This is a genomic window from Spirochaetota bacterium, from assembly GCA_004297825.1.
GTDB lineage: Bacteria > Spirochaetota > UBA4802 > UBA4802 > UBA5368 > FW300-bin19.
The window spans coordinates 54,140-77,007 of the sequence record SCSX01000015.1 but is presented as its reverse complement, the minus strand read 5'-3'; the positions used below and the strand labels follow the sequence as shown (position 1 = coordinate 77,007).

The following is a 22,868-nucleotide window of genomic DNA, read 5'->3' as shown; positions in this document are numbered from 1 at the left end:
CCGGGGGAACACGAATTTGAATGTCACGGGACGAGGGCGGGATATGGCGGTTGACACGCTGGAAAATCTGCGCGCATTCGCGGGGGAAGCCGGTTTCAGTCCGCTCGACCGGAGACTTTCGGAATTCCTGGTAACGCTCGGCGTGGGGGAGGATTCATCCCTCTACCTTGCGTGCCTGGCCGCCAGCCGCGCGACCGCGGAGGGTAATATCTGCGCCCACCTGCCGTCACTGGCCGGGCTTCCGGTCGCGGAAACGCCGGGCGTAACAGGTAACGCGCCGGATTATCCGCCCCTTGCCGAATGGCGCAGCGCGATCCTCCGAAGCGGCGTGGCGGGCAGGCCGGGCGATTTCACCCCGCTCGTGCTGGACGAACACGACAGGCTGTACCTGTACCGCTACTGGCGCTACGAACGGGATCTCGCGCAGAATATCGGGGCGCGCCTTGCGCTGCAGCGTGAGCCCGCCGATCCGGGGCTCCTGCGTGACGGGCTGAACAGGCTTTTCGGCGCGGCCATACCAGGGGAAACGGACTGGCAGAAGATCGCGGCGCTCAATGCGGTGATGAACGGGTTCTCGGTGATTTCCGGGGGGCCGGGCACGGGGAAAAGCAGGACCGTGGCGCGCATCCTGGCGCTATTGATAGAACAGGCCCTTGCCGCCGGGACGGAATGCAGTATCGCGCTGTGCGCGCCCACGGGCAAGGCGGCGGCGCGCCTCCAGGAATCCATAGCCGCGGCCAGGAATACCCTCGCGAGCGACGGCGCCGTGCGCGCGCGCCTTCCGGACGACGCATCCACCATTCACCGGCTGCTGGGCCCGTCCGGCGGAACGCCGTACTTCCGCCACGATTCCGGGAACCCCCTCCCGCACGATATCGTGGTGGTGGACGAATCCTCGATGGCCGACCTGGCGCTCATGGCGAAGCTCGCCGATGCGGTACGGCCCGAAGCGCGCCTCATCCTCCTGGGGGACCGGGACCAGCTCGCATCGGTGGAGGCGGGTGCCGTGCTGGGCGATATCTGCGACACCGGTAGGGAGCACCGGTATTCGGGAAGGTTCGTGGGGATCGCCGCGCAGTACGCGGGGGAGGACCTCGCCCCACTTGCGGGCGGGCTTTTCGAGAAGCCTATCGCCGACTCGATCGTGATACTTCGCAGGAGCTATCGTTTCGGCAGCGAGAGCGGGATTGGGAAGCTGGGGGGCGCCGTGAGGGAAGGGGACGCGGACGCGGCCATGGAGGTGCTCACCTCCGGGAAATATCCCGGCGTGCGGCTCTTGAAGCCCGGCGAAGCAGGCGTCGAGGAGGCGCTACGCGGGGAAATCGACCGCGGCGCCTTCGCCTTCGCGAAAGCAAAGTCTCCCGAAGAGGCGTTCGACGCGTACGCGCGCTTCATCGTCCTGTGCGCGCTCCGCGGCGGACCCGCCGGGGTCGAAGGGGTGAACAGGCTCATTGAGCATGAGCTCGGGGAGCGTGGACTGCCCGCCGGCGGGGGCCGCTTCTACGCGGGAAGGCCGGTCATGATCACGCGCAACGATCACCGGCAGCGGCTTTACAACGGCGACGTGGGCATCGTTATGGACGGCGGCGGGGCCGGCGCGCGCACCGCGGTGTTCAGGGACGAGGACGGCGGTTTCCGGCATCTTTCGCCCGTGCGCATGCCCGAGCATATGACCGTCTACGCGATGACCGTGCACAAGAGCCAGGGCTCCGAGTTCGACTCGGTCATGCTCGTCCTTCCCGAAACGGTTTCCCCCGTGCTCACGCGGGAGCTCGTGTATACCGCGCTCACCCGGGCGCGGGAATCGGTGCTCATAGGGGGGAGCGCCGCGGCGCTTCGTTATGCGATAGGCAATCCCGTCAGCCGCGCGTCGGGGCTCAGGGACATGCTGTGGGGCTGACGGGTCACACGGTTTTCATGATGACGATAATGCTCAGGTCGTCGGAAGGCGTTCGGTCGCCCATGAAGGCGTCGAACGCCCCGGAGATGTGCGCGAGCACGTCTGTTGCGCCGGCACGGGGAGCACCGGCCAGCGAATCGGCGACCCGATCCATGCCGTAGGGCTCGCCGCTTCCATTCACGCTTTCACTCAGGCAGTCGGAGTAGAGGAGCAGCGCGTCGCCGGGGGCGAGGCGGAAACTCAGACCGGTATAGGCCGCCTCATCCACGCGTATCCCCAGGAATATCCCCTTGATGTCGCGGTCCCTCATCGTCACCGCCTTTATCGATCCGGTGGCCGCCTTGCGCAGGAGCAGGTCCGGATGTCCCGCGTTCACGTATTCCACGATATCATCCCTGAAGCGGAGAAGGATCCCGCTCGCGTAGTCGCCGCTCTGCCTGAGCGCCGGGGCCAGGTCCCCGTTGATTTTCTCCATGATCGACGTGAGTTTCACCGCGCCGTCGGCGGTGAAGTGACGCCTCGCGAGCCCGTTCAGCATGAGCGTGACCAGCCCCCCGCCCATACCCCTTCCGGAAGACTCGAAAAGCCAGGCGCCGGAAAGAGTGGAACCGTCCGTGTGAAAATCGTGCATCTCGCCGGCGATGTCCGACACCGGCCGGTACACGCGTGCGATCTCCCAGCCGTCGCACACGGGGGGTTCCGCCGTGAACAGGTATTTCTGGGCCTGCGCCATCATCCACGCGTAGCGCGACGCGGACGCGCGTGCCTCCCCGAGCTCGCGCTCAACGGCGGCGTTTGTCGCGGGCGCGTTTTCGGGGACAGCGGCCGCGGGCTCGTCCCGTGAAGTATTTCCCTCCGCCGGAATAACGGCATGAGCGTGCAGAGCCGCGCTGCCCGGGATCGATGAGGCAGTTGCGCTTTCCTGCGTCCCCCGTGCGGCGAGTATGAACGTGATTCCCAGGAGGAACGCGGCGACACCCATGTCGGGAAAAAAGAAATATTCATCGAAGAACGCATCCCCGCGCAGCGCGAGGGCCGCCACGATAAAGACCGCGAGCGGGACCGTACAGGCGAGCATCGTCAATGCCCCGTCCGCCTTTGCCCACAGCGCCCGCCCGAGCATAGTCGCGGCGAGCAAAATCTGCAGTCCCAGGAAGACGAGAAACAGCGGCCGCAGCGACACGAGCGCGTGATAATCCGGGGCAAAGAGGGCGACGAGCGCGGGAACGGCCAGGATGGCCGCCGATACTGCCATTCCACGGAGGCGCTCGTCACGGCGAAGGAACTCCTTCAGGAAGCGCGTGAAGAAAAAACCGGCGCAGAGTGCCGATATGAAAATGACCTTGCTGAAAATCCCATATGAAAACGGGGGCTGATCGCCCCACGGAAGACGCGTAAAGAACCTGTCCGCGAGGTACAGGCCGAACGAAAGGCAGAGCAGCGCGAAGTACAGATACTCTTTTCCCCGTGTGCGCATGAGGAAAAGGAACAGGTGATATATTCCCGCGGCAAAGAGCAGCAGGGCGATAGCCCCGAAGAGGGAAGAGCCAAGGAATTCGGCGCGCGCGGAGAAGCGTTCCGAAAATGAGCGCTCGGCAACGACGATGCGTCCGGAAACGCCGCCCCCGTCGCTCACGTACACTTTTAGCAGGATGATATTCGGGCCGTTCTCGCGCATGAGTCCCGGATTCACCGGGTAGTGACGATACCGGTTCCATTCCCGGAAAAGGGCGGGAGGGAATCCCCCGTGATGCCCCAGCAATTCACCGTTCAGCCACGCCTCGTCCGCCACGGTTATGCGCCCAAGGAGCATGGAGCAGGACTTTCCGCGGAGGGGCGCGGGAAGCGTGAATTCATTTTTAAGCCAGACATAGCCGTCCTGGGACGACGGGACCAGCCGCGAAAGATCGCTCATATCCGGGACGGGGCGGAACACCCTGCCCGCGATCTGCGCCGGTTTTTCGTCGCGATCCCCCGTGGTATAGGTCCATCCGCTTTCAAGCATTCCATCCTGCGCCGGTCCGCCGTCACAGGCCCCGAGGGCGCATATGCAGAGCAGGAGCGCCGCGGGGAGTGCCCTTATGCGGGCGGGTAGGTTGGGCGTGCCTGGGACTCGTGCATTGGTTTTCATGGGCGTCGTTCCACCGGGTAAATTCGTCTCGATACGGTAGTTCGGATAGTACCGCATGAAAACCGTTTGCGCCAGCATTTTTTAGCGGCTGCCGGTAGAGGTGATTCCCGGAACACTCGTAGTTTGAAATTCGATTGACGCCGGCAATCACGTGCGATACAATTATGTACATTAAGGAATATTAATGAATAGAATACACATTCGCGCGCGATTGATCGCGCTATGCTTGGCCGCGATTGGCGTGGCGGTCGCGTTCCCTCCGGCGGTGAGCGCGGCGATAGTCGACCTCACCGCGGAAACAATGTACGCGCGAACCGGCTTTTCACCCAGGTGGACAACCAGGCTTCCGGACAAGACGGATAAAGCGTGGATCGCCGTGCCCCCGTCCGATAACGGAATGCGGCCGATCCAGGTAAAGAGCCTGAACCTTCCGGATATTCCGGCTCGTACGATCTTCTCACTCCACGACTACAAACCCGAGCAGTTCACCTTCGTGACACGTTTCGCGCTGGATTCCTCGCACCTTGAAAAGGGGAAAGCCCTTGGCCTCCTCCTCGCGCATATTTCCGACAACTGGGAGATATACGTAAATGGCGTCATGCTGCGCAGCGAGATGCATATCGACGGCGAAGGCGGAATCGACCGGCATAAATCGTCGCGTCATGTCCTTGTCCACCTGGATCCGCGGATAATCAAGGCCGGCGAAAACGTCCTTGCATTCAGGGTGACGGGCGACCCCACCTTTACGGATACGGGATTCCTGCATACGAAGCCCTATGTGATCGACGAATACGAAACGCTTGCCGCGCAGATATCGGAGACCATCCCGATAGCATTCATCGTTCTGTACGGGTTTCTGGGTCTCTATTACCTGTTTCTTTTCTCGAACCGGAAGGGGGAGGCGTTCAACCTCTACTACGGGCTTTTTTGCGTGATGTTGTTCATATACCTGTTCATGCGCACCCATACGGTCGAATCCGTGCTCACCGATTCGAATACCATTTTCCGGCTCGAACTTACTTCCCTGTTCACGCTCGTTCCGCTCATCGGGCTATTCTTTGACGACATACTGGAACGAAGCATTTCCCTGTTCAACGTGATCTATGGCGGATTCTGCGCCTTTCTTATCCTGATTGTCGTATTCCCCACGACGCAGGCGTTCGCGGTCGACGTGCTCAGGGTCTGGCAGATCACGAGCATCATCCCCATCGCCTATTACAGCGTGTTCCGGATAGGCAGGAAATTTTTCATGAACCTGGGAATCATGCATAAAAAATCCATTCGGATCGGGGCGCGCTATCCCAGGCTGGACGCGCTACGCGCAACCATGTGGCACACAATAGCGGGAAACCTGATAATCGGCGTGCTGGTGCTTGCGTCGACCACGATTTTTGATATAATCGACGCAACCCTGCTCAACATGGACTTGGTGCTTACGCGGTACGGCTTTTTCATGTTCGTGATAGGAACCGCGCTCATCCTTTCGAACAAGTTCATCGGCCTCCAGGTGAAGAACGAAAAGTTGAATCTCAGCCTCAAGCAGAAGATCAGCGATCTCGACGAGGCCAACCGGAGCATCAGCATTTCGGAGGAGAAGTACAAGGTGCTCGTCGAGGGTACCAACGAGTGCATATTCACGCTCGACGCGGGTTTGAAGTTCCAGAACGCCAACAAGGCGTTCCTGAAATTCCTGCACGCGTCGCCCGAGGAGATCAGGACGTACAGCCTTTTCGATATCGTGTACGACGATCCCCAGGATGCGGGCGTCACGAAAAAACTCATGCTGGAAAAGCTCGATTCTCTTACCAGCGAGGGCGTGCCCGCGAGCGCGAAGGTTCTTCTCAAGCCGCTGGCGGGGGTTGAACCGCAGAATTTCGTGCTGCGCCTCGAGGGCATCACCATCGAGGGGAAAAATGAGTTCCTGGGCAGGGCGTCACACGTGGGGGAAGACGCGCTCCTCAACTATTTCATATCGGAACGCCAGAAATACGAAATAGGCAATTTCCTCATCACCGCGGAGGAGATCAGCCACCGGCTCGTGAGAAATTTAGCCCGATACCTGGAACCCCAGGATGTCAAATTCATGAGGATAGGGCTCCGCGAGATGATCATCAATGCCATCGAGCACGGTAATCTGAACATCACGTTCGAGGAAAAGACGCAGGCAACAATGGAAGACAATTATATAGAATTCGTGATGAAGCGGCAGCAGGAACCCCATTTAAAGGACAAAAAAGTCCGTATAGAATACCTCCTGTCCCCGGAGAAAGCCGCGTATAAAATATCGGATGACGGCAACGGGTTCGATTATAAAATCATGATGGATAAAATTCACCGGAAGGTGAACGATGAGATGCTCTACCATGGCAGGGGCATAACCATGGCATTGAACATCTTCGACAAGATTACCTTTAACCGGAAGGGAAACGAGGTGCTCCTGGAAAAGCGCCTTTCGTCGGAAAAAATTCTTGAATCGGCGTCCGAAACCGCGTAAGATTATATACACGCTTCTCAGGGAGGGAAGATGCAGATCGTTACAGGGAGGTTGCACCGCACATGAATATAGATATACTGCTCCAGAACGTCGTAAGCCTGTTCGTGATCGCAGTCATCATCGAGGCGTCGGTCATGGCGGTATTCTCGATGTCTTCGTTGCGCGAAATGTCCTCGAAGCGGCCGGTAGAGGCCACGCGCGACGCGCTGATATTCGTCCTGGCTTTTTTCCTGTGCTACAAGATAGAGACGTTCAGCGTATTCAAGGGCACGGGAATCGCCATCCCCAGGCTCATGGATGTCGTTATCAGCGCGCTCGTACTCATGAGGCTCACAAATTTCGTCTGGAATTTCATGTCACGGTTCAGGCGCGAGGAATGACCCGCGTTCTCCCTCCCGCGGGGAATGCCGTGCCGGTAGTGCAGCTATAAATAAAATTAAAAAGTTAACTCGTCACGAACTGACGGCCGATGGGTCGTTTGAAATCTCTTTGTATTTTTCGAGTATGGCGTTGGTAATCAAATCCCGTGCATCCTGGGTAATCGGGAAAAAGAGATCGATGAAATCCCCGTTTTTCCTTTTGTTAGACGGCATACCAATGAAAATGCCCTTATCACCCTGGACAATGCGAAGGTTTTTTACGACAAATTTGTCCAGAATGGTGATATTGGCGAACCCAAGCGTCTTCCCAAGGTTTTCCTTCGGGAACACCCTTACTTCGGTAATGATGTCGTGCATGCCTGTACCGCCATTATAGTGTAGTTGTCAATAATATAGTATGTGTCTTATAACATGTCAATGAAAATATTGATATACGATACCCCATCAGCTTTAGGGGTAAGGCGCGCCGGCTATTTTTCGATTGACTTCCAGGACTTTTTCGGTAGATTCAATACAAGGTTCCTGGGAATCAATTCTGCACGGCATCGTGCGTGTGCCGCGAAAGCGCAGAAAAAAACATTCAATCTCGTGGGGTAAACGTATGTTCAAATCCAGAATATGCCTGGTTTTCCTGGTTTCAATTCTCTCCGGCTGTTTCGCAACCATGCCGCCGTCCCTCCCGGACGATCACGCGGCGCTCAAGGATACGCTTGAGAAGAATGCAGGTATACAGAAGCTTGCCGAGGAGATCGTCACCATCAACAAGGAAAAGCTTGTGGTGGAAAATGAGCTCAAGCTGAACGAACAGCGGGCGGTGATCAGCAGGAAGACCGTAAGCGTCATATCAGCCCAAAAGGACGTGATCGAAGAGCAGAAAAGGCTGCATATGCTTACCGACGACCACAAGGGTCTCGAAGACAATGAAAAAGCCATGAAGCGGAATACCGAACAGGCCGAGGTCGAAGGCCTGAATGCTGAATACCTTAAAGCCCTGGTCGAAGACGAAAAAGCGGTAATCGACCTCAAGGACGCGCTCCTTTCCGCCAAGGTCGCCGAGCGCGAGCTGGAAAAGGCAAAAATCGTGCGTGCATACCAGGACAAGCTTCCTGCCGCCGCACCGGCCGATCCCAAGGACGCCCAGAAGGTCGATAAGGACAAGGTTAATCTTGCGGAATATGAAACCTACCTCGCGAAGCAGAAGGATATCCTTGCAAAACGGGAAATGGAACAGAAGAAGTCCGCGGAGCTGTTAAAACAGGCCGATGCGCGCCTTAAGGAAGCGGCGGCAAGGATAGGGAAGTGAGCGCCATGAGAAAGAAAACGCCGGTAATTCTGTCGATCCTTATCGCACTCGTATTCGCCGGGGGGGAAGTGAAGGCCCAGATGTTCTATACCCCCGCCGAATACAAAAAGGTATACAACGAAAAAGTAGCCGTGGAACTTGAACTGAAAAGCCTCAAGTCGCAGTTCGCGAACGAGAAAGCGAATTATGAGTCCAGGATCAAGGACCTTGAATCCAAGATTGAAAGCCTGAACAAGCAACTCGCCAATCTCGAAGCGCAAAGGGCGAATGACAGGAAGCTGTGCGACAGCAGGGTGAAGGAGCTCCAGAACACCATCGACATTTTACAGAAAAAAGGCAGCGACAAGGAAAAGGAGCTAGTAGAAGAAAACAAGAAGCTTCAGGAACGCTACGAGAAGGAGCTTGCGGCCGCACGCAAGGAGCTCCAGGACGAGCGTGACCGGAATATTAAAGAGCTCGACGCGCTGAAAAAGTCTTACGAGGCGAGGATTTCCGATCTTCAACGCGAAATCCAGTCGCTGAACAATGAAATCTCTTCACTTAAAAAGCTTACCGCGGCCCAAAAAGCGGAGCTCGACCGAATGGACGAACAGCGCAACGAGCTTGCCAAGCAGCTCGAGAGCGAAATCTCGAAGGGACAGATTCGCCTCAAAAAGCTGCACAACAAGCTCATTATCAATATTGACGACAAGATATCGTTCGACTCCGGTTCGGCACAGCTCAAGAAAGAGATACTGCCGGCATTGGATAAAATTACGAGGATTCTCGCCGAATACCCGGAGAATACCATCATGGTAGAGGGCCATACCGACAATATCCCGATTTTCACCGCTCAATTCAGGGACAACTGGCAGCTTTCGACGGAGCGTGCGCTTGCGGTGCTTGGCTATCTGCTGTTGAATAAAAAACTGAACGCGGGACGTTTCGGTGCGGCGGGATTCGCGGATTTCCATCCGATAGTACCCAACGACACGGATGTAAACCGGTCGCTCAATCGCAGGGTCGACCTCGTGGTGATTCCCCGCGTTGCGGAGTAGTGCTTGCGCCGTCTTCTTGCGCTTGCCTGTATCGCGCTGCCGTTATTGTTTTTGGGGTGTGCGTCCGTACCTAACACGGCGGACGCGGAAGAGGCCCGGATCCACTACCGGGCGGGCATGAAATATTTCCAGAGCGGGCTGTTCGAAAAAGCGCTTTACAATTTCGATCGGGCGATAGCGCTTGATCACGGTTTTGCGGACGCGTATATCGGTCGCGGGGCCGTGCGCGAAGAGACCGGCGAAACGGAGCGCGCGATCAAGGATTATTCGCTGGCGATCGGTCGCGTCCCGGATTTTTATCCCGGCTACTTTCACAGGGGCAGGGCGTACATCGTACTGGAAGAGTATCAGAAAGCCATAGAGGATTTCAACGTGGCGATACGCGTGCGTCCGGAAGAGCTGGAGGCCTATCACCACAGGGCGATCGCGTACGACCGGCTTAAGATGTACGATCAGTCGCTGCGGGATTATGACACGGTTATCAAGACCGATCCCCGTTTCGCGAAATCCCTGTATAACCGGGGCTGCGTGTACACGAACCTGGAACTCTACGATCGCGCCATCGCGGATTTTAATGCGTTCATAACCCTTCTCCCCGAAAATCCGGAAGGGTATAACCGGCGCGGCATCGCGTACGCGCGCAAGAGCGAGCTGAAAAGAGCGGTGCGTGATTTTTCCAGGGCCATCGAGCTCAATCCGCGCTACCTGGAGGCGTACCGGAACCGGGCCTGGGCCTACGACAAGCTGGGGCTGCGAGACGAGGCCCGTGACGACATGATCGAGGTAAAGCGCCTCGATCCGAAAAAAGTGAAGGAGCCCTGATCGGGCGGCAGGCGGATAAAATGAAGGCTTCATCGTTTGCGGTATTCCTTACCGTTTTCCTCACGCTCTACGGCCTGGTTAATTTCTACATTTATTACAGGGCAGGGCAGTTAATCCCGGCAGGGAGCGCGGCCCGCCCCTGGTTTATCGGCGGATTCATCTTCGTGGCCCTGTCCTATATCGGCGGCCGGCTGCTTGAAAAATTCACCGTGTGCACCGCGAGCGATGCGTTTATCTGGATCGGTTCCATCTGGCTGGGACTCATGGCGTATCTCGCGATCGGCTTCCTGGTCGCGGACCTCCTGCATGGCGCCGCATACCTGGCGCACCTGGCGCTCCCCGGCAGGGTCTCCCTGTCGGCGATCAGCAGGCAGCTTTCGGGAGGACTTGTCGTCGCGATCGCCGCGGTAACGGTGGCCGCGGGTTATGTCAATGCCGCAAACCCCCTGATGAACAGGCTTGAACTCGAGATCAAGGGAAAGCGTACTCACCTCAAGTCGCTCAATATCGCGCTCGCGACCGATATTCACCTGGGTGTAATTATCGGGAACGGCCGGTTCGCGAAGCTCGTGGACAGGATAAACGAATTGAATCCGGATATCATCCTGCTCGCCGGCGATATCGTGGACGAGGACATCGCCCCGGTGATCGAGGAAAACGTGGGCGAAAAAATCTGCATGCTCAAGGCGAAATACGGCGTGTACGCGGTCACGGGCAATCACGAATATATCGGCGGCGTCGACGAGGCGGTGAGCTACCTCGTGGAACACGGCATCACCATGCTCAGGGACGAAGCCGCGGTGATCGACAACGCGTTCGTTCTCGCGGGCCGCGAGGACCTGAGCGGCAGGCAGTTTTCGGGAACCAGGCGAAAACCGCTCGCGAATATCCTTGCGGGACACACGCGCGATCTTCCGGTCATACTCATGGATCATCAGCCGTTCGGTATACCGGACGCGATCGCGGAGGAGGTCGATCTTCTCCTGTGCGGTCACACGCATCACGGGCAGCTGTGGCCCTTCAATTACATCACCTCCATGATCTACGAAGTAAGCCGGGGTTACAGGAAATTCGGTTCATCGCACGTATACGTCTCCTGCGGTTTCGGGACCTGGGGCCCCCCGGTACGAACGGGGAACAGGCCGGAAATAGTGAATATACTGGTTAAATTTTCCGAATAGCGCTATTCTTTCCGGGCGGTTCCCCGTGAATGCGCGCACACTAGACTTGTTGTGGAACTCAATTTTTTATGGGGTATAAGGGGCGAAGCCCCTTAAAAGCCCCCCGCAGGGGTTCCCTGCGAGCGCGAGAAGGCAGTTTCGCAACGCGTCTATTTTAATTGAAATAAATTATCGATAAACTGGATATGGACAAGGTTCGCTTCATTTGGGATGATGGCGGTGAGTTGCCCGGGCTCGCCATCGAGCAGGAAAACGCACGGCGGCGTACGTTACAGGAACATTTCCGGGCCGCCGCGGAGGAAATCGCGCGCGCGTTCGCCGGGATCGATTCGGTAGTGAGGATCGTGCTCTTCGGGTCGGTGGCGTCGGAGCTTTCGAAGGAGGTTCCCGCGGACCACCGGTTCGCGGGAAGCGGGCCCGTCTTCCTGCACCAATGCAGGGATGTGGACCTGGCCGTTTGGATGGACCCGAATCACCCGATGAAGGACCTCCAGCGACGCAGGGTCGAAGCGCTGCGGCGACTGCTTGAGCTCCACGCGATAGGCATTCCCCATCACCGGGTCGATGTGTATATCCTAGACGGGCGGGACGGAAGTTACCGGGGCAGGTTATGCGACTTCCGGAAATGCCCCGCGGGGAAATTCGTGTGCGAAATAAAAGACTGCGGCAGCATTCCCTTTCTCAGGGTGCATGAAGGTTTCGTTTTCGACAGCGGGGTTTTTGCGCGGCGTCCGCACGTGGTGCTCCTCGATCGCGGGATCGCCCCCCATTTTTCGGCTTGACAAAAGCCGGAGCGGTAAATTACTGAGAACTCTTAATTTGTGTCGAACACTACGAACCGAATGAACGGACAGGGACGGGAAAACGCGATGTTCAGGGAAAGGATTTATTGCGGTGAGGTCGGCGCCGGTGACGTGGGCGGGCGCGTAATCCTTGCCGGATGGGTTGATAAAAAAAGAGACCTCGGGGGTCTCATTTTTATTGAGTTGAGGGACGTAACGGGAATAGTACAGATAGTCATAAATTCATCCAAGTCCCCCGAAATCGCGGCCATAGCCGAAAGCGTTCGCAGCGAGTTCTGTCTTCATGTAACGGGCACGGTGGCCTTACGCTCCGCCGAGACGATCAATCCGAATCTACGGACCGGCACACTCGAGGTCCTCGCCGATAAAATAGTAATATTGAACACGTCCGCGGTGCCCCCTTTCCCGCTCGATTCAAGAACGCCCGTCAACGAAGAGGTGCGCCTGACATACCGTTTTCTCGACCTTCGCCGCGAAGAGATGAAGAACACCATGATCAAGCGCCACCAGGCCATGCAGGCTGCGCGGCGCTATCTCACCGACCGCCGCTTCTTTGAAATTGAAACCCCCATGCTGAACAAATCGACGCCGGAGGGTGCGCGCGACTTTCTTGTCCCCAGCAGGATCAACAGGGGAATGTTCTACGCGCTTCCCCAGTCGCCGCAGCTTTTCAAACAGATACTCATGGTGTCAGGCTTCGACCGCTATTTCCAGATCGTGAAATGCTTCCGCGACGAGGATCTTCGCAATGACCGACAGCCGGAATTTACCCAGATCGACCTGGAGCTCTCGTTCATCACGCGCGAGATGATCATGGAGGAGGTCGAGGGACTGGTAAAGGTCATGGTAAAGGAAGTGCTCGGCGTCGACGTGCACACGCCGTTCCCATGCCTGGCATATGACGACGTCATGGAACGCTACGGCAAGGACGCGCCCGATACGCGGTTCGGACTTGAGCTGGTCACTTGCAGCGAGATATTCGCCCAATCGGAATTCAAGGTATTCCGTGCGGCCGTAGAGGCGGGGGGTGCGATAAAATGCCTGCCGGTTCCGGACGAGGGAAAGATCTCCCGGAAAATGATCGACGACTACACCGAATACGTGAAAATTTTCAAGGCGCAGGGTCTGCCGTACTTCCGGTATCGCGACGGGGCGTTCGAGGGGGGAATCGCGAAATTCCTGAGCGACGCAGAAAAAAGCGCGCTCGCGGCGAAGCTGGGACTTAAGGGCGTGGTGCTCGTGTTTTTCGGTTCCGACAGCCTTGGCGTGGTGAACGATACGCTGGCGAATCTGCGCCTGCAGATAGGCCGCGACCTGGGACTCATCGACGAGAACAAGTTCAATTTTCTGTGGGTACTGGATTTCCCCCTCCTCGAGTACCACGAGGAAGACAAGCGCTATTACGCGAAGCACCACCCGTTCACCTCGCCCAGGGAGGAGCATATACCGCTGCTCGAGTCTATCAGCCCCGCGAACGTGGATTCGATCAAGGCGCAGGCATACGATATTGTGCTTAACGGCGTCGAGATCGGGGGCGGTTCCATAAGGATATGCACTACCGACGTTCAAAGGAAGATGTTCAACGTCCTGGGGATTACCGAGGAGGAGGCGAAGATAAAATTCTCCTTTCTGCTCGAGGCGCTCAAGTACGGCGCCCCGCCGCACGGCGGCATCGCCCTTGGGCTGGACAGGGTCATCATGCTTTTATTGAAACGCGCGTCCATACGCGACGTGATAGCGTTTCCCAAAACCCAAAAGGGGCAGTGCCTCATGAGCGAGGCCCCGTCGCCGGTGGACGCCGTACAATTGCGGGAACTCAGCATTAAGGTGGTCGAACGCTAGCATGAGCGAAGGCGTCGTACAAAGCCACGTTGAGATCGATGACGGCGCCCTCTACCGGCGCATCTGCGGTCTCAAGGACGCGAACATCCGCATCATCGAAAAAATCATGGAAGTGCGCATCATTCCCCGCGGGAACACGCTCATTGTCACCGCACCCAGGGACAGGGGGGAGAAAGCCGCGCGGCTCCTGCACCTCATGGGGGATTTTCTTCACGAGCGGGAGAAGGTATACGAATTCGACGAGTTCGATATCAAGTACCTGGCGACCACCGTGGCGAAGGGCGGCAGCGTCGATATCGACGAGCTGAACAGGCTCAAGATCCTCATCCCGGAATCCGGGCGTACGATTTCCCCCCGCACCCTGAACCAGGCCCGGTACATCACCTCGATCCAGAAATTTCCGATAACGCTTTCCATCGGGCCCGCGGGAACCGGTAAAACCTATCTCGCCGTCGCGGTCGCGCTTCAGCATCTGCTTAACGGAAGGGTGGAGAGGATCATCCTAACGCGTCCGGCGGTGGAGGCCGGGGAGAGCCTGGGATTCCTTCCCGGCGATCTCATCCAGAAGATCAATCCGTATCTCCGGCCGCTCTACGACGCGCTTTTTGACCTCGTGGGATTCGAGCGCACCACCAAGCTCATCGAAAAGGGAAGCATCGAGATCGCGCCGCTCGCCTACATGAGGGGCCGCACCCTCAACCGCTCGTTTATCATCCTTGACGAGGGCCAGAATACCACCAGCTCGCAGATGAAGATGTTCCTGACGAGGCTCGGGACCGGCTCCAGGATCGTAATCTCCGGGGACGTCACCCAGATCGACATAGAGAAACCCAAAAAGTCGGGCCTGCTTAACGCGATGAAGGTGCTTCGGGGAATCGAGGAGATAGCGTTTGTGGAATTCGGGAAAGAAGATATCTGCCGGCATCCCATCGTGGAAAAAATCGTCGGGGCGTACGATCGTCATGCCAAAACGGAATAGGCCGATCGCATGATATACCTGTTCAGGATGCTCAGGAAATCCTTCCGCAGCTCGATGCGTCAGAAGACGGTTCGCCTTTCTTTTTTCCTGATACTCGCGGTGACGTTCATCGCGACGGGGCTGCTCTCGATCGGGATCGTGGGAAAGACATTCGATTACAGCATCGGCGATATCGCGCGGGAAGATATACGCGTGCCCCTCGAGATCAATTATAAGATCGAGTCGGAAACGCGCGTGGAGAAAATGCGGGTCGCCGAGACCGTGCCGCTGGTGTTCGACGTGGACCAGACCGTGCTCATTGACCGGCTAAAAATCCTGGAGACGCTTTTCGATAATATCGAGCAGACGATCAGGGAGTATCCCCCGGACGGCACCGACAGGACCTTCCAGTTCATGATGCTGAAGGGAAGGCTTCCCGAGTCCATACACTTCGAGGACAAGGTGCTCTTCAACCTCCTGCAATATCCGCGCCCCGCGGAGCTCCGGCAGATCATGCGGCGGATAATCATCTATATCCAGGATACCGGCGTGCTCGAGCGCCCCTACGACAATCCGCTGAATTTAAAGAATAAAAATGTAACGATCAGGCTGTTCAACAGCCAGGACGACGCAAGTGAGATATCCCGGGGGCTCGATACCCTGAAAACGATCGATGACGTGCGCCGCGACCTCTACACGATCTGCCTTTCGATAGCACCGAACCTGAACAAGGACCAGCTCTTTCTCGTGTTCGTCGTGGCCGGCAGGCTCATCCACCCGAACCTTGGATTCAACGTGGACGAAACGAGGAGAAGGATCGAAGAGACCACGCATGGGGTGAAGCCGGTCATGGGCGTCCTCAAGAAGGGGCAAACGCTCGTGCGGGAAGGCGATACCATTACGACGGACGCGCTCAACAAGATCTCCATTCTCAACAACCATGCGCGTTCAAGCAAGATCAACTACATCCTGGGAATACTGCTGCTGCATCTGTCATTCTTCATTATATTCGGATATTTCCTGGTCGAATTTCACGCCAAGCTGCTGCCGGATAAAAAAATTCCCGTAATCGTGTTCGTCATCATCCTGGTTTTCATGGTGTATACGTTTTTTCTTTCACGCACCGAAAATATCCTGAATTCGACGGTCAATTTCGCATTTTACCTGCCCATTCCCGCGGTTACCATGATAATCGCGACGCTGTTCAACCTGTTCCTGGCCGTCATAATCGGTCTCTACGTGATATTCTTCTCGTTCGTGGTGAGCGGCGGTTCCATGGCGGTGATCATTATCGCCTTCAGCTCGGCGATTCTGGGGGTGTTCGTGCTCAACAACGTGGAGAAGCGAACAGGCTTCCTCCGGGGCGGGCTCTTCCTGGGTCTCATCAATTCGCTCGTCGTGCTGGGCATCTGCCTCATGGAGGAACTCTCCCTTGCGGATACGTTCAAGAACATCGAGCTCGCGCTGGCGAGCGGTATCGTCAACTCCATCCTGGTCCTGGGCGTGTTCCCGCTTTTCGAGAACATGTTTGGAATCGTGACCAAGTTCAACCTGCTCGAGCTCTCGGACCTGAACGCGCCGATTTTCAAGCGGATGCTCATCGAGGCCCCGGGGACGTACAATCATTCCCTGATGGTCGCGACCATGGCGGAGGCCGCGTGCAAGGAAATAGGCGCGAATTATCTCCTCGCGCGTGTAGGCGGATACTACCACGACATAGGGAAGATCGCCGAGTCCGGCATCTATATCGAAAACAAGGTGACCGATCCCCGCTCGAAGACGCTTACGCCCGGGGAATACTCGAATATCATCATCTCGCACGTGAGGAAGGGAGTCGATATCGCCAAAAACAACAAGCTTCCCCCTGAGGTCATCGATTTCATCCTTGAGCACCACGGGCAGACGACAATGACCTACTTTTACCACCAGGCCCTCGAGGCGGCCGAAGCGGGGGGAAAGGGCGCGGAGGTAAACAAGGTAGAATTCCAATATCCCGGCCCGCGCCCGCATTCCAGGGAGACCGCGGTCGTGATGCTCGCCGATTCAATAGAAGCGGCATCTCGCTCCCTCCAGGAGCCAAGCTACGTGAAGCTCGAATCGCTGGTGAAAAAGATCATCCATAACAAGCTCAACGATGACGAGCTTGAGTTTTCCAGCCTTACCATGGCGGACCTCAACAAGGTGCAGCGTGCGTTCATGCAGGTGCTGAACGGATTCTTCCATACGAGGATGGAATATCCCGAGCAGGAAGAGGTGAGGCGTCTCGAGCAGAAGGTGATGAATGGGAAAGGCGAGGCATGAGGTTTACGCGGAATCGGTGAAGCTCCCCTTTCACGGGATCGCGAAGCGCACGATCGCCGGCTGGCTTGGCGACCTGTGCGCGCGGATCGGCATCGAGAACGCGACGATCACCGTCATCCTCGTCACCGATGCGCGCATCCGCGGGATAAACAGGGAATATAGGAAAAAAGACAAGCCCACCGACGTGATCTCGTTCGCGTATCGCGACGAACCCTTCCCGGGGCCGTCCGCGGAACCCGAGGCGCTGGGTGACGTGTATATCTCGCTCGAGCGGGTTGAGTCCCAGGCGGAGCGATTCGGCGTAACCCCCGTCGAAGAATTCCGGCGCCTTCTCGTGCACGGCGTGCTGCACCTCGCGGGATTCGACCACGAGCGCTCCCGCAGGGACGCGGGCGTTATGCGCAAGAAGGAAGAGGAGCTGCTCTCGTCCCTCCCGGTCTGAGCGCCCGGTTTAAACCTTTTCCACCCGCGCGAGCAGGTCTTTCTTTAACGCCGAAATTCGTGCGCGCAGCGCCGATTCGGCCGCACCGGGATCGGGCAACCCCCTGCCGCCGCGTACGCTGAAATAGAACTTTATTTTAGGTTCCGTGCCGGAGGGACGCATCGTGACCTTGCTGCCGTCCGTGAGGAAGAACTGCAGCACGTCCGACGGCGGGAGACCGGTAATATGCTCCCGCGTGCCCCGTTCCGCGTCGATACGCTCCAGCAGCTTGAGGTCGTCGATACGCACGACGCGCGCGGCAGCGAACTCGACCGGGGGATTGCCCCTGAACGACGACATGATTTTCTTAATACGGTCCATTCCATCCAGCCCTTTCAGGGTGAGGGAATGCAGGTCCTCCAGGTACAGGCCGTAGCGGGAATATATCTCCGCGAGCATCCCGGCGAGCGTCCTGCCCCCGCGCGACAGCCAGTCGGCCATCTCCGCGAAAAAGTAGCAGGAGCTCACGGCGTCCTTGTCGCGCACGAAATCGACGGGGAGGTAGCCGTAGCTCTCCTCGCCGCCGAACACGAAGGAACGCGCCCCGGATTTTTCGTACTCCGCCATCTTCAGGGCGATCCACTTGAAACCGGTGAGCACATTATCGGCCTCGCATCCGAAGCTCCGGGCGATCTCGTCCTGCAGGTCGGTCGTTACCACGGTCTTGACCACGGCGCCGTTTTTCGGGAGGCTGCCGTTTTCCTTCATCCTGGTGAGAATGTAATACTCGAGCATGGTTCCTATCTGGTTTCCATTGATGAGGACGTAGTCGCCGTGTGCCCCCTTGAATCCCACGCCCATCCTGTCCGCGTCGGGGTCGGTGGCGAGGACGAGGTCGGCGTCGATTTTCCGGGCGAGTGCGAGGGAGAGCTCGAGCGCGTCGCGCTCCTCCGGGTTGGGATACTTCACCGTGGGGAAGGCGCCGTCCGGCTTCGCCTGCTCTTCGACCAGTGACACGGCCGTGAACCCGAAATGGGCGAGCACCCGGGGCACTATCCTGTATCCCGTCCCGTGCAGGGGCGTATAGACTATCTTGACGCCCGAGGGCGCGGCTTTCCTGAACACGCGTTTTTCGAGGCGCGCGGTATAGTCCGATACCGGCCCTTCACCCATAACGACGATCTTCCCCGATGCGACGCCTTCATCGAAGGGAATGCTCTTTATGGACGAAATCGATTCGACGCGGTTCACCTGCGCGATTATCTCTCCGTCCTGGGGAGATACCACCTGGCCGCCGTCGTCCCAGTAAACCTTGTAGCCGTTATATTCCGGGGGATTGTGGCTTGCCGTGATCACGATGCCGCTCGCCGCGCGCTTCTCCCGAATAGTGAAGGAGCACAGGGGGGTGGGGGTGATATCGTCGAAATAGTACACCTTGATCCCGTTCGCCGCGAGTATCCCGGCCGCGGCGCGCGCGAATTCGAGGGACATTTTCCTGGAATCGCGCGCGATAACCACGCCGTCGGATGCGCGTCCCCTCGCGACGATGTAGTCGGCGAGTCCCTGGGTCGCGATACCCACCGTGTAGATGTTCATGCGGTTGGTGCCCGCGCCGATAATCCCGCGCAGTCCCCCCGTCCCGAACTCGAGCGTGGCATGGAAGCGGTCGGTGAGCTCCCTCTCGTCGCCCTTGTCGACAAGGGCGCGTACCTCGGCGATGGTGTCCTTGTCGAAGGGTGGTTTCGTCCATTCCTCGATGCGCGCCTTAAGCACTGTATCCATGGTCCCTCCGCGGTGATATAATGAATAAAGATGTTGACTCCGTCCGGGCAAAAATCAATCATTTTTCATCCGGTTCGCCATGAGCTCCCCTCTATATGATCGCATCCATGATTTCATCCGCGCCCGCGCGCTCCTCGAGACGGGGGACCGCGTGCTCGTGTGCGCGTCGGCGGGTAAGGATTCGATGGCGCTCCTGGACGTACTGCTCGCGCTTCGCGAACGGTGCGCGATAGGCCTGGGGATATTTCATGTCAATCACGGTGTCCGGGGGGCGGAATCGGACACCGACGAATCCCATGTGCGGGAGCGGGCGAAAGGCGAAGGGATCGAGGCGCATGTCGTGCGCATGGGTCCCTTCCCGGGCGGGGGAATCTCCTTCGAAGATTATGCCAGGGAGTTCCGGTACCGGGAGGCCGGACGCATTGCCGGCGAACACGGATATTCGAAGATCGCGACGGCTCACAGCATGGACGACCAGGCGGAGACGCTGCTTATGCGCATCTTTTTCGGTACCGGCATTCACGGGCTGTGCGGCATCGCGTCCCGTCGCGGGAAGATCGTTCGGCCGCTGCTGTGCGTATCGGCGCAGGAAATCTACGCGCACCTGGAGCAGCGCGCGATTCGCTGGCGCGAAGACGCGACGAACGCGGACACCGCCTATTTCAGGAATTTCGTCCGGCACGAGATACTGGGCAGGGTTCGGGAGCGTCTCCCGGAGGTTTCGCGCGCGCTTGCCGAACTGGGCGACCGGGCCCGCGAGAACGAGGGAATGCTGCGCGGGCTTATCGACGAACGATTTGGTCCGATACGCTTCCGGGCGGACGGGGCCAGTTACATCCGCCTCGCGCCCGTTGCGGGAAAAGAGGCTGTTCTCAGGTGGACGCTTGCCGCCGTGATACGCGAAGATTTCGCCGAATTCGTGCACGGGGGAATGCTCGCGGAAATCTGCAGGAATCTGGGCTCGGAAAAAACGCATGGAAGCCTGTACCGGAGCGATGCGATATCGGTACAAAAAACCGTCTTTGACGGAGAGCCGGTTATCAGGATAGACCGCGTCGCGGGCCGGGAAGAAAAGGGCCGGGAATGGGAATACCTGGTACCCCTGACCGATACGCCCGTCACCGTGGAAATTCGCGAGACCGGGGCCGTCGTGCTCATTGAACCGGCGGACGAGGCGCGCTATACTGCAACGAGGGGCGAGACGGGATCGATTTTTATTGCCTTGCCGGATGAAATAAGGTATATTTCAATCCGAAACAGGCGTCCGGGAGACCGGGTGAGGCTGGAATTTGGTAACAAAAAGGTCAAAGACCTGTACATAGAAAATAAACTTGACACTGTCCGGAAAAACGATATCCCGCTCATTATCGCGGGCGGGCGCATCGCAGGGATTCTTCCCGGGAGGAAATCCGGGCTCAGGGAGAGGGTGTCGAGCGATTTTTTCGTGCATCCGGGCTCAAAAAGAATACTTGCGCTCTCCGTTCAAAACTGATCATGTACTCGTGGGGTGCGGAACAATGCGCGGGTGACGGGGCAGTTCGCTTCGCCGGATGAAACCGGGTAGTTGAAAGGGACTCAGGCTAATTTAGGAGTTTGCAATGAACAAGGCAGGAAAACAGATCGCGCTATTGCTGCTCATCGTGGTGCTGGCGGTCGCGATTTTTAAAATGAACGATTATACGAAACCGAAGATCGAGCCGCTGCAATACAGCGATTTCGTGAAAAAGGTCACCGAGCAGAAGGTAAAAGCCGTCTCCATTGCGAACGGCAAAAAGATAATGGGGACGTACCTGAAGGCCGACAAGCCGATCTTTTTCGAAACCGTTATCCCGTACGACGATCCCGCGCTCATGAAGATGCTCATCGACAACAAGGTCGAGGTCAAGGGCGAGGAATCCGACGACAACATGTTTCTGAAGGGGCTCCTCAACTTTCTCCCGTGGCTCTTCTTCTTCGGGCTCATATGGTTTTTCATGATTCGCCAGATCCAGGCGACCGGGAACAAAGCGATGTCGTTCGGGAAAAGCCGTGCCCGGCTGAACCCCGAGACCAAGAACAAGATCACCTTCGTCGACGTGGCAGGGGTTGACGAGGCGAAGGAGGAGCTCAAGGAAATCATCGATTTTCTCAAAGAGCCCAAAAAGTTCGTGAACATTGGCGCGAAGATACCCAAGGGCGTACTGCTCATGGGGCCCCCCGGCACCGGCAAAACCCTGCTCGCGCGCGCAATCGCGGGCGAAGCGGGCGTCGCCTTCTTCTCGATAAGCGGGTCGGATTTCGTGGAGATGTTCGTGGGTGTGGGCGCCTCCCGGGTGCGCGACCTGTTCGAGCAGGGAAAGAAGAACGCCCCCTGCATCATATTCATAGATGAGATCGACGCCGTGGGAAGGCTGCGCGGAGCGGGCCTGGGCGGCGGGCATGACGAGCGCGAACAGACGCTCAACCAGCTCCTCGTGGAAATGGACGGCTTCGAGACGAACGAGGGCGTGATAATAGTCGCGGCGACCAACAGGCCGGACGTGCTTGATCCCGCGCTCCTCCGGCCGGGACGTTTCGACCGGCAGGTGGTCGTGGATACGCCCGACGTAAAGGGCCGCGAAAAGATTCTCGCGGTACATTCCAGGAAGATACCGTTGTCGAGAGAGGTTGACCTCAAGGTTATCGCGCGGGGCACGCCGGGCTTCACGGGCGCGGATCTCGCGAACCTTGTCAACGAGGCCGCGCTGCTTGCCGCACGGCGCAACAAGAAGCGGGTGGCCATGCACGATATGGAAGACGCGAAGGACAAGGTAATGATGGGTCCCGAGCGCAGGTCCATGCTCATTTCCAACGAGGAAAAGGAAATCATCGCGTTTCACGAGTCCGGACATACGATACTGGGTCTCGTGACGGGTAACGATCCGGTGCACAAGGTAACCCTTATTCCCCGGGGACGGGCGCTTGGACTTACCATGCAGCTTCCCAAGGAAGAGAAGCATCTCCATTCGAAACAGTACTGGCTCAACCAAATCACGATACTGTTCGGCGGTCACGTCGCCGAAAGCATCAAATTCAACGAGGTTACCACGGGCTCCAGCAACGATCTGGAACGAGCGACCGATATCGCGCGACGGATGGTATGCGAATGGGGGATGAGCAAGAACATGGGGCCGCTCACCTTCGGCAAGAAACAGGAACAGATTTTCCTGGGACGGGAGATATCGCAACACAGGGATTACAGCGAGCAGACCGCGGAGATAATTGACGCGGAGGTGAAGCAGATAATCCAGGAGTGTGAGAAACGGGCGCATAGCCTGATCAGCGAACACCGCGCGCAATTCGACAAGATCGCCGGCTACCTGATGGAGCGCGAGACGCTTACGGGGGCCGATATCGATATCATCATGCGCGGCGAGGACCTTCCCCCCGTCCAGCTTGCGGTCGATGCGCCGGGTGAGCGTACGGAAAAGGAGGAGGGCCAGGACGGAGTCACCCAGCCGCATCCGGCGGGAGCACTGGAGCCTTCGCACTAGG

At 57.8% G+C, this 22,868-nt stretch carries 17 protein-coding genes; 14 read left to right on the top strand and 3 right to left on the bottom strand.

Annotated elements, in window-relative coordinates; all coding sequences use genetic code 11:
• Positions 1-43 precede the first annotated feature (43 nt).
• The gene (recD, locus tag EPN93_02870) at positions 44-1,900 is read left to right on the top strand and encodes an exodeoxyribonuclease V subunit alpha (protein TAL39034.1); all 1,857 of its coding nucleotides are present in this window, start codon (positions 44-46) and stop codon (positions 1,898-1,900) included.
• 4 nt (positions 1,901-1,904) lie between these two features.
• Here the strand turns inward: recD and EPN93_02865 are convergent, their stop codons facing one another.
• Positions 1,905-4,109: a hypothetical protein gene (locus EPN93_02865; protein TAL39033.1), complete on the bottom strand. Its 2,205-nt coding sequence runs from the start codon at positions 4,107-4,109 to the stop codon at positions 1,905-1,907.
• 106 nt (positions 4,110-4,215) lie between these two features.
• Here EPN93_02865 and EPN93_02860 point away from each other — a divergent pair, with 106 nt between their 5' ends.
• Entirely contained in the window at positions 4,216-6,525 is a 2,310-nt protein-coding gene (locus EPN93_02860) for a hypothetical protein (GenBank protein ID TAL39032.1), read from the top strand.
• A 62-nt stretch (positions 6,526-6,587) separates the two neighbouring features.
• On the top strand, positions 6,588-6,905 hold the full coding sequence (locus tag EPN93_02855) for a hypothetical protein (protein ID TAL39031.1): 318 nt from the start codon (positions 6,588-6,590) through the stop codon (positions 6,903-6,905).
• A 72-nt stretch (positions 6,906-6,977) separates the two neighbouring features.
• On the opposite strand, the gene EPN93_02850 is transcribed toward EPN93_02855, so the two are convergent.
• Entirely contained in the window at positions 6,978-7,262 is a 285-nt protein-coding gene (locus EPN93_02850) for a hypothetical protein (GenBank protein ID TAL39030.1), read from the bottom strand.
• A gap of 244 nt (positions 7,263-7,506) precedes the next feature.
• Between EPN93_02850 and EPN93_02845 the strand changes: the two genes are divergently transcribed.
• The 9 genes from EPN93_02845 to ybeY all read left to right on the top strand — a co-directional run bounded on the left by EPN93_02845 (position 7,507) and on the right by ybeY (position 17,594).
• Positions 7,507-8,208: a hypothetical protein gene (locus EPN93_02845; GenBank protein TAL39029.1), complete on the top strand. Its 702-nt coding sequence runs from the start codon at positions 7,507-7,509 to the stop codon at positions 8,206-8,208.
• Positions 8,209-8,213: 5 nt separating this feature from the next.
• Positions 8,214-9,245, top strand: coding sequence for an endoflagellar motor protein (locus tag EPN93_02840; GenBank protein ID TAL39028.1), 1,032 nt, complete (start codon positions 8,214-8,216; stop codon positions 9,243-9,245).
• 3 nt (positions 9,246-9,248) lie between these two features.
• Positions 9,249-10,067, top strand: coding sequence for a tetratricopeptide repeat protein (locus EPN93_02835; protein TAL39027.1), 819 nt, complete (start codon positions 9,249-9,251; stop codon positions 10,065-10,067).
• Between the two features lie 20 nt (positions 10,068-10,087).
• Positions 10,088-11,248, top strand: coding sequence for a metallophosphoesterase (locus tag EPN93_02830; protein TAL39026.1), 1,161 nt, complete (start codon positions 10,088-10,090; stop codon positions 11,246-11,248).
• Between the two features lie 185 nt (positions 11,249-11,433).
• The gene (locus EPN93_02825; GenBank protein TAL39025.1) at positions 11,434-12,030 is read left to right on the top strand and encodes a hypothetical protein; all 597 of its coding nucleotides are present in this window, start codon (positions 11,434-11,436) and stop codon (positions 12,028-12,030) included.
• A gap of 60 nt (positions 12,031-12,090) precedes the next feature.
• Positions 12,091-13,893 carry an aspartate--tRNA ligase gene (gene aspS, locus EPN93_02820; GenBank protein TAL39024.1) on the top strand — a complete coding sequence of 601 codons (1,803 nt, stop codon included), beginning with the start codon at positions 12,091-12,093 and terminating at the stop codon, positions 13,891-13,893.
• A gap of 1 nt (position 13,894) precedes the next feature.
• Positions 13,895-14,872, top strand: coding sequence for a PhoH family protein (locus EPN93_02815; protein ID TAL39023.1), 978 nt, complete (start codon positions 13,895-13,897; stop codon positions 14,870-14,872).
• A gap of 9 nt (positions 14,873-14,881) precedes the next feature.
• Positions 14,882-17,152: an HDIG domain-containing protein gene (locus EPN93_02810; protein TAL39022.1), complete on the top strand. Its 2,271-nt coding sequence runs from the start codon at positions 14,882-14,884 to the stop codon at positions 17,150-17,152.
• Entirely contained in the window at positions 17,133-17,594 is a 462-nt protein-coding gene (gene ybeY, locus EPN93_02805) for an rRNA maturation RNase YbeY (GenBank protein TAL39021.1), read from the top strand. The genes EPN93_02810 and ybeY overlap by 20 nt, the downstream gene beginning before the upstream one ends.
• 9 nt (positions 17,595-17,603) lie before the next feature.
• Here ybeY and EPN93_02800 read toward each other — a convergent pair whose 3' ends face one another.
• The gene (locus EPN93_02800; GenBank protein ID TAL39020.1) at positions 17,604-19,355 is read right to left on the bottom strand and encodes a phospho-sugar mutase; all 1,752 of its coding nucleotides are present in this window, start codon (positions 19,353-19,355) and stop codon (positions 17,604-17,606) included.
• Between the two features lie 79 nt (positions 19,356-19,434).
• Between EPN93_02800 and tilS the strand changes: the two genes are divergently transcribed.
• Both tilS and hflB read left to right on the top strand, forming a co-directional pair.
• Complete coding sequence (tilS, locus tag EPN93_02795; protein ID TAL39019.1) at positions 19,435-20,847, top strand: tRNA lysidine(34) synthetase TilS; 1,413 nt, start codon at positions 19,435-19,437, stop codon at positions 20,845-20,847.
• A gap of 106 nt (positions 20,848-20,953) precedes the next feature.
• Entirely contained in the window at positions 20,954-22,867 is a 1,914-nt protein-coding gene (hflB, locus tag EPN93_02790) for an ATP-dependent zinc metalloprotease FtsH (protein TAL39018.1), read from the top strand.
• Position 22,868 lies beyond the last annotated feature (1 nt).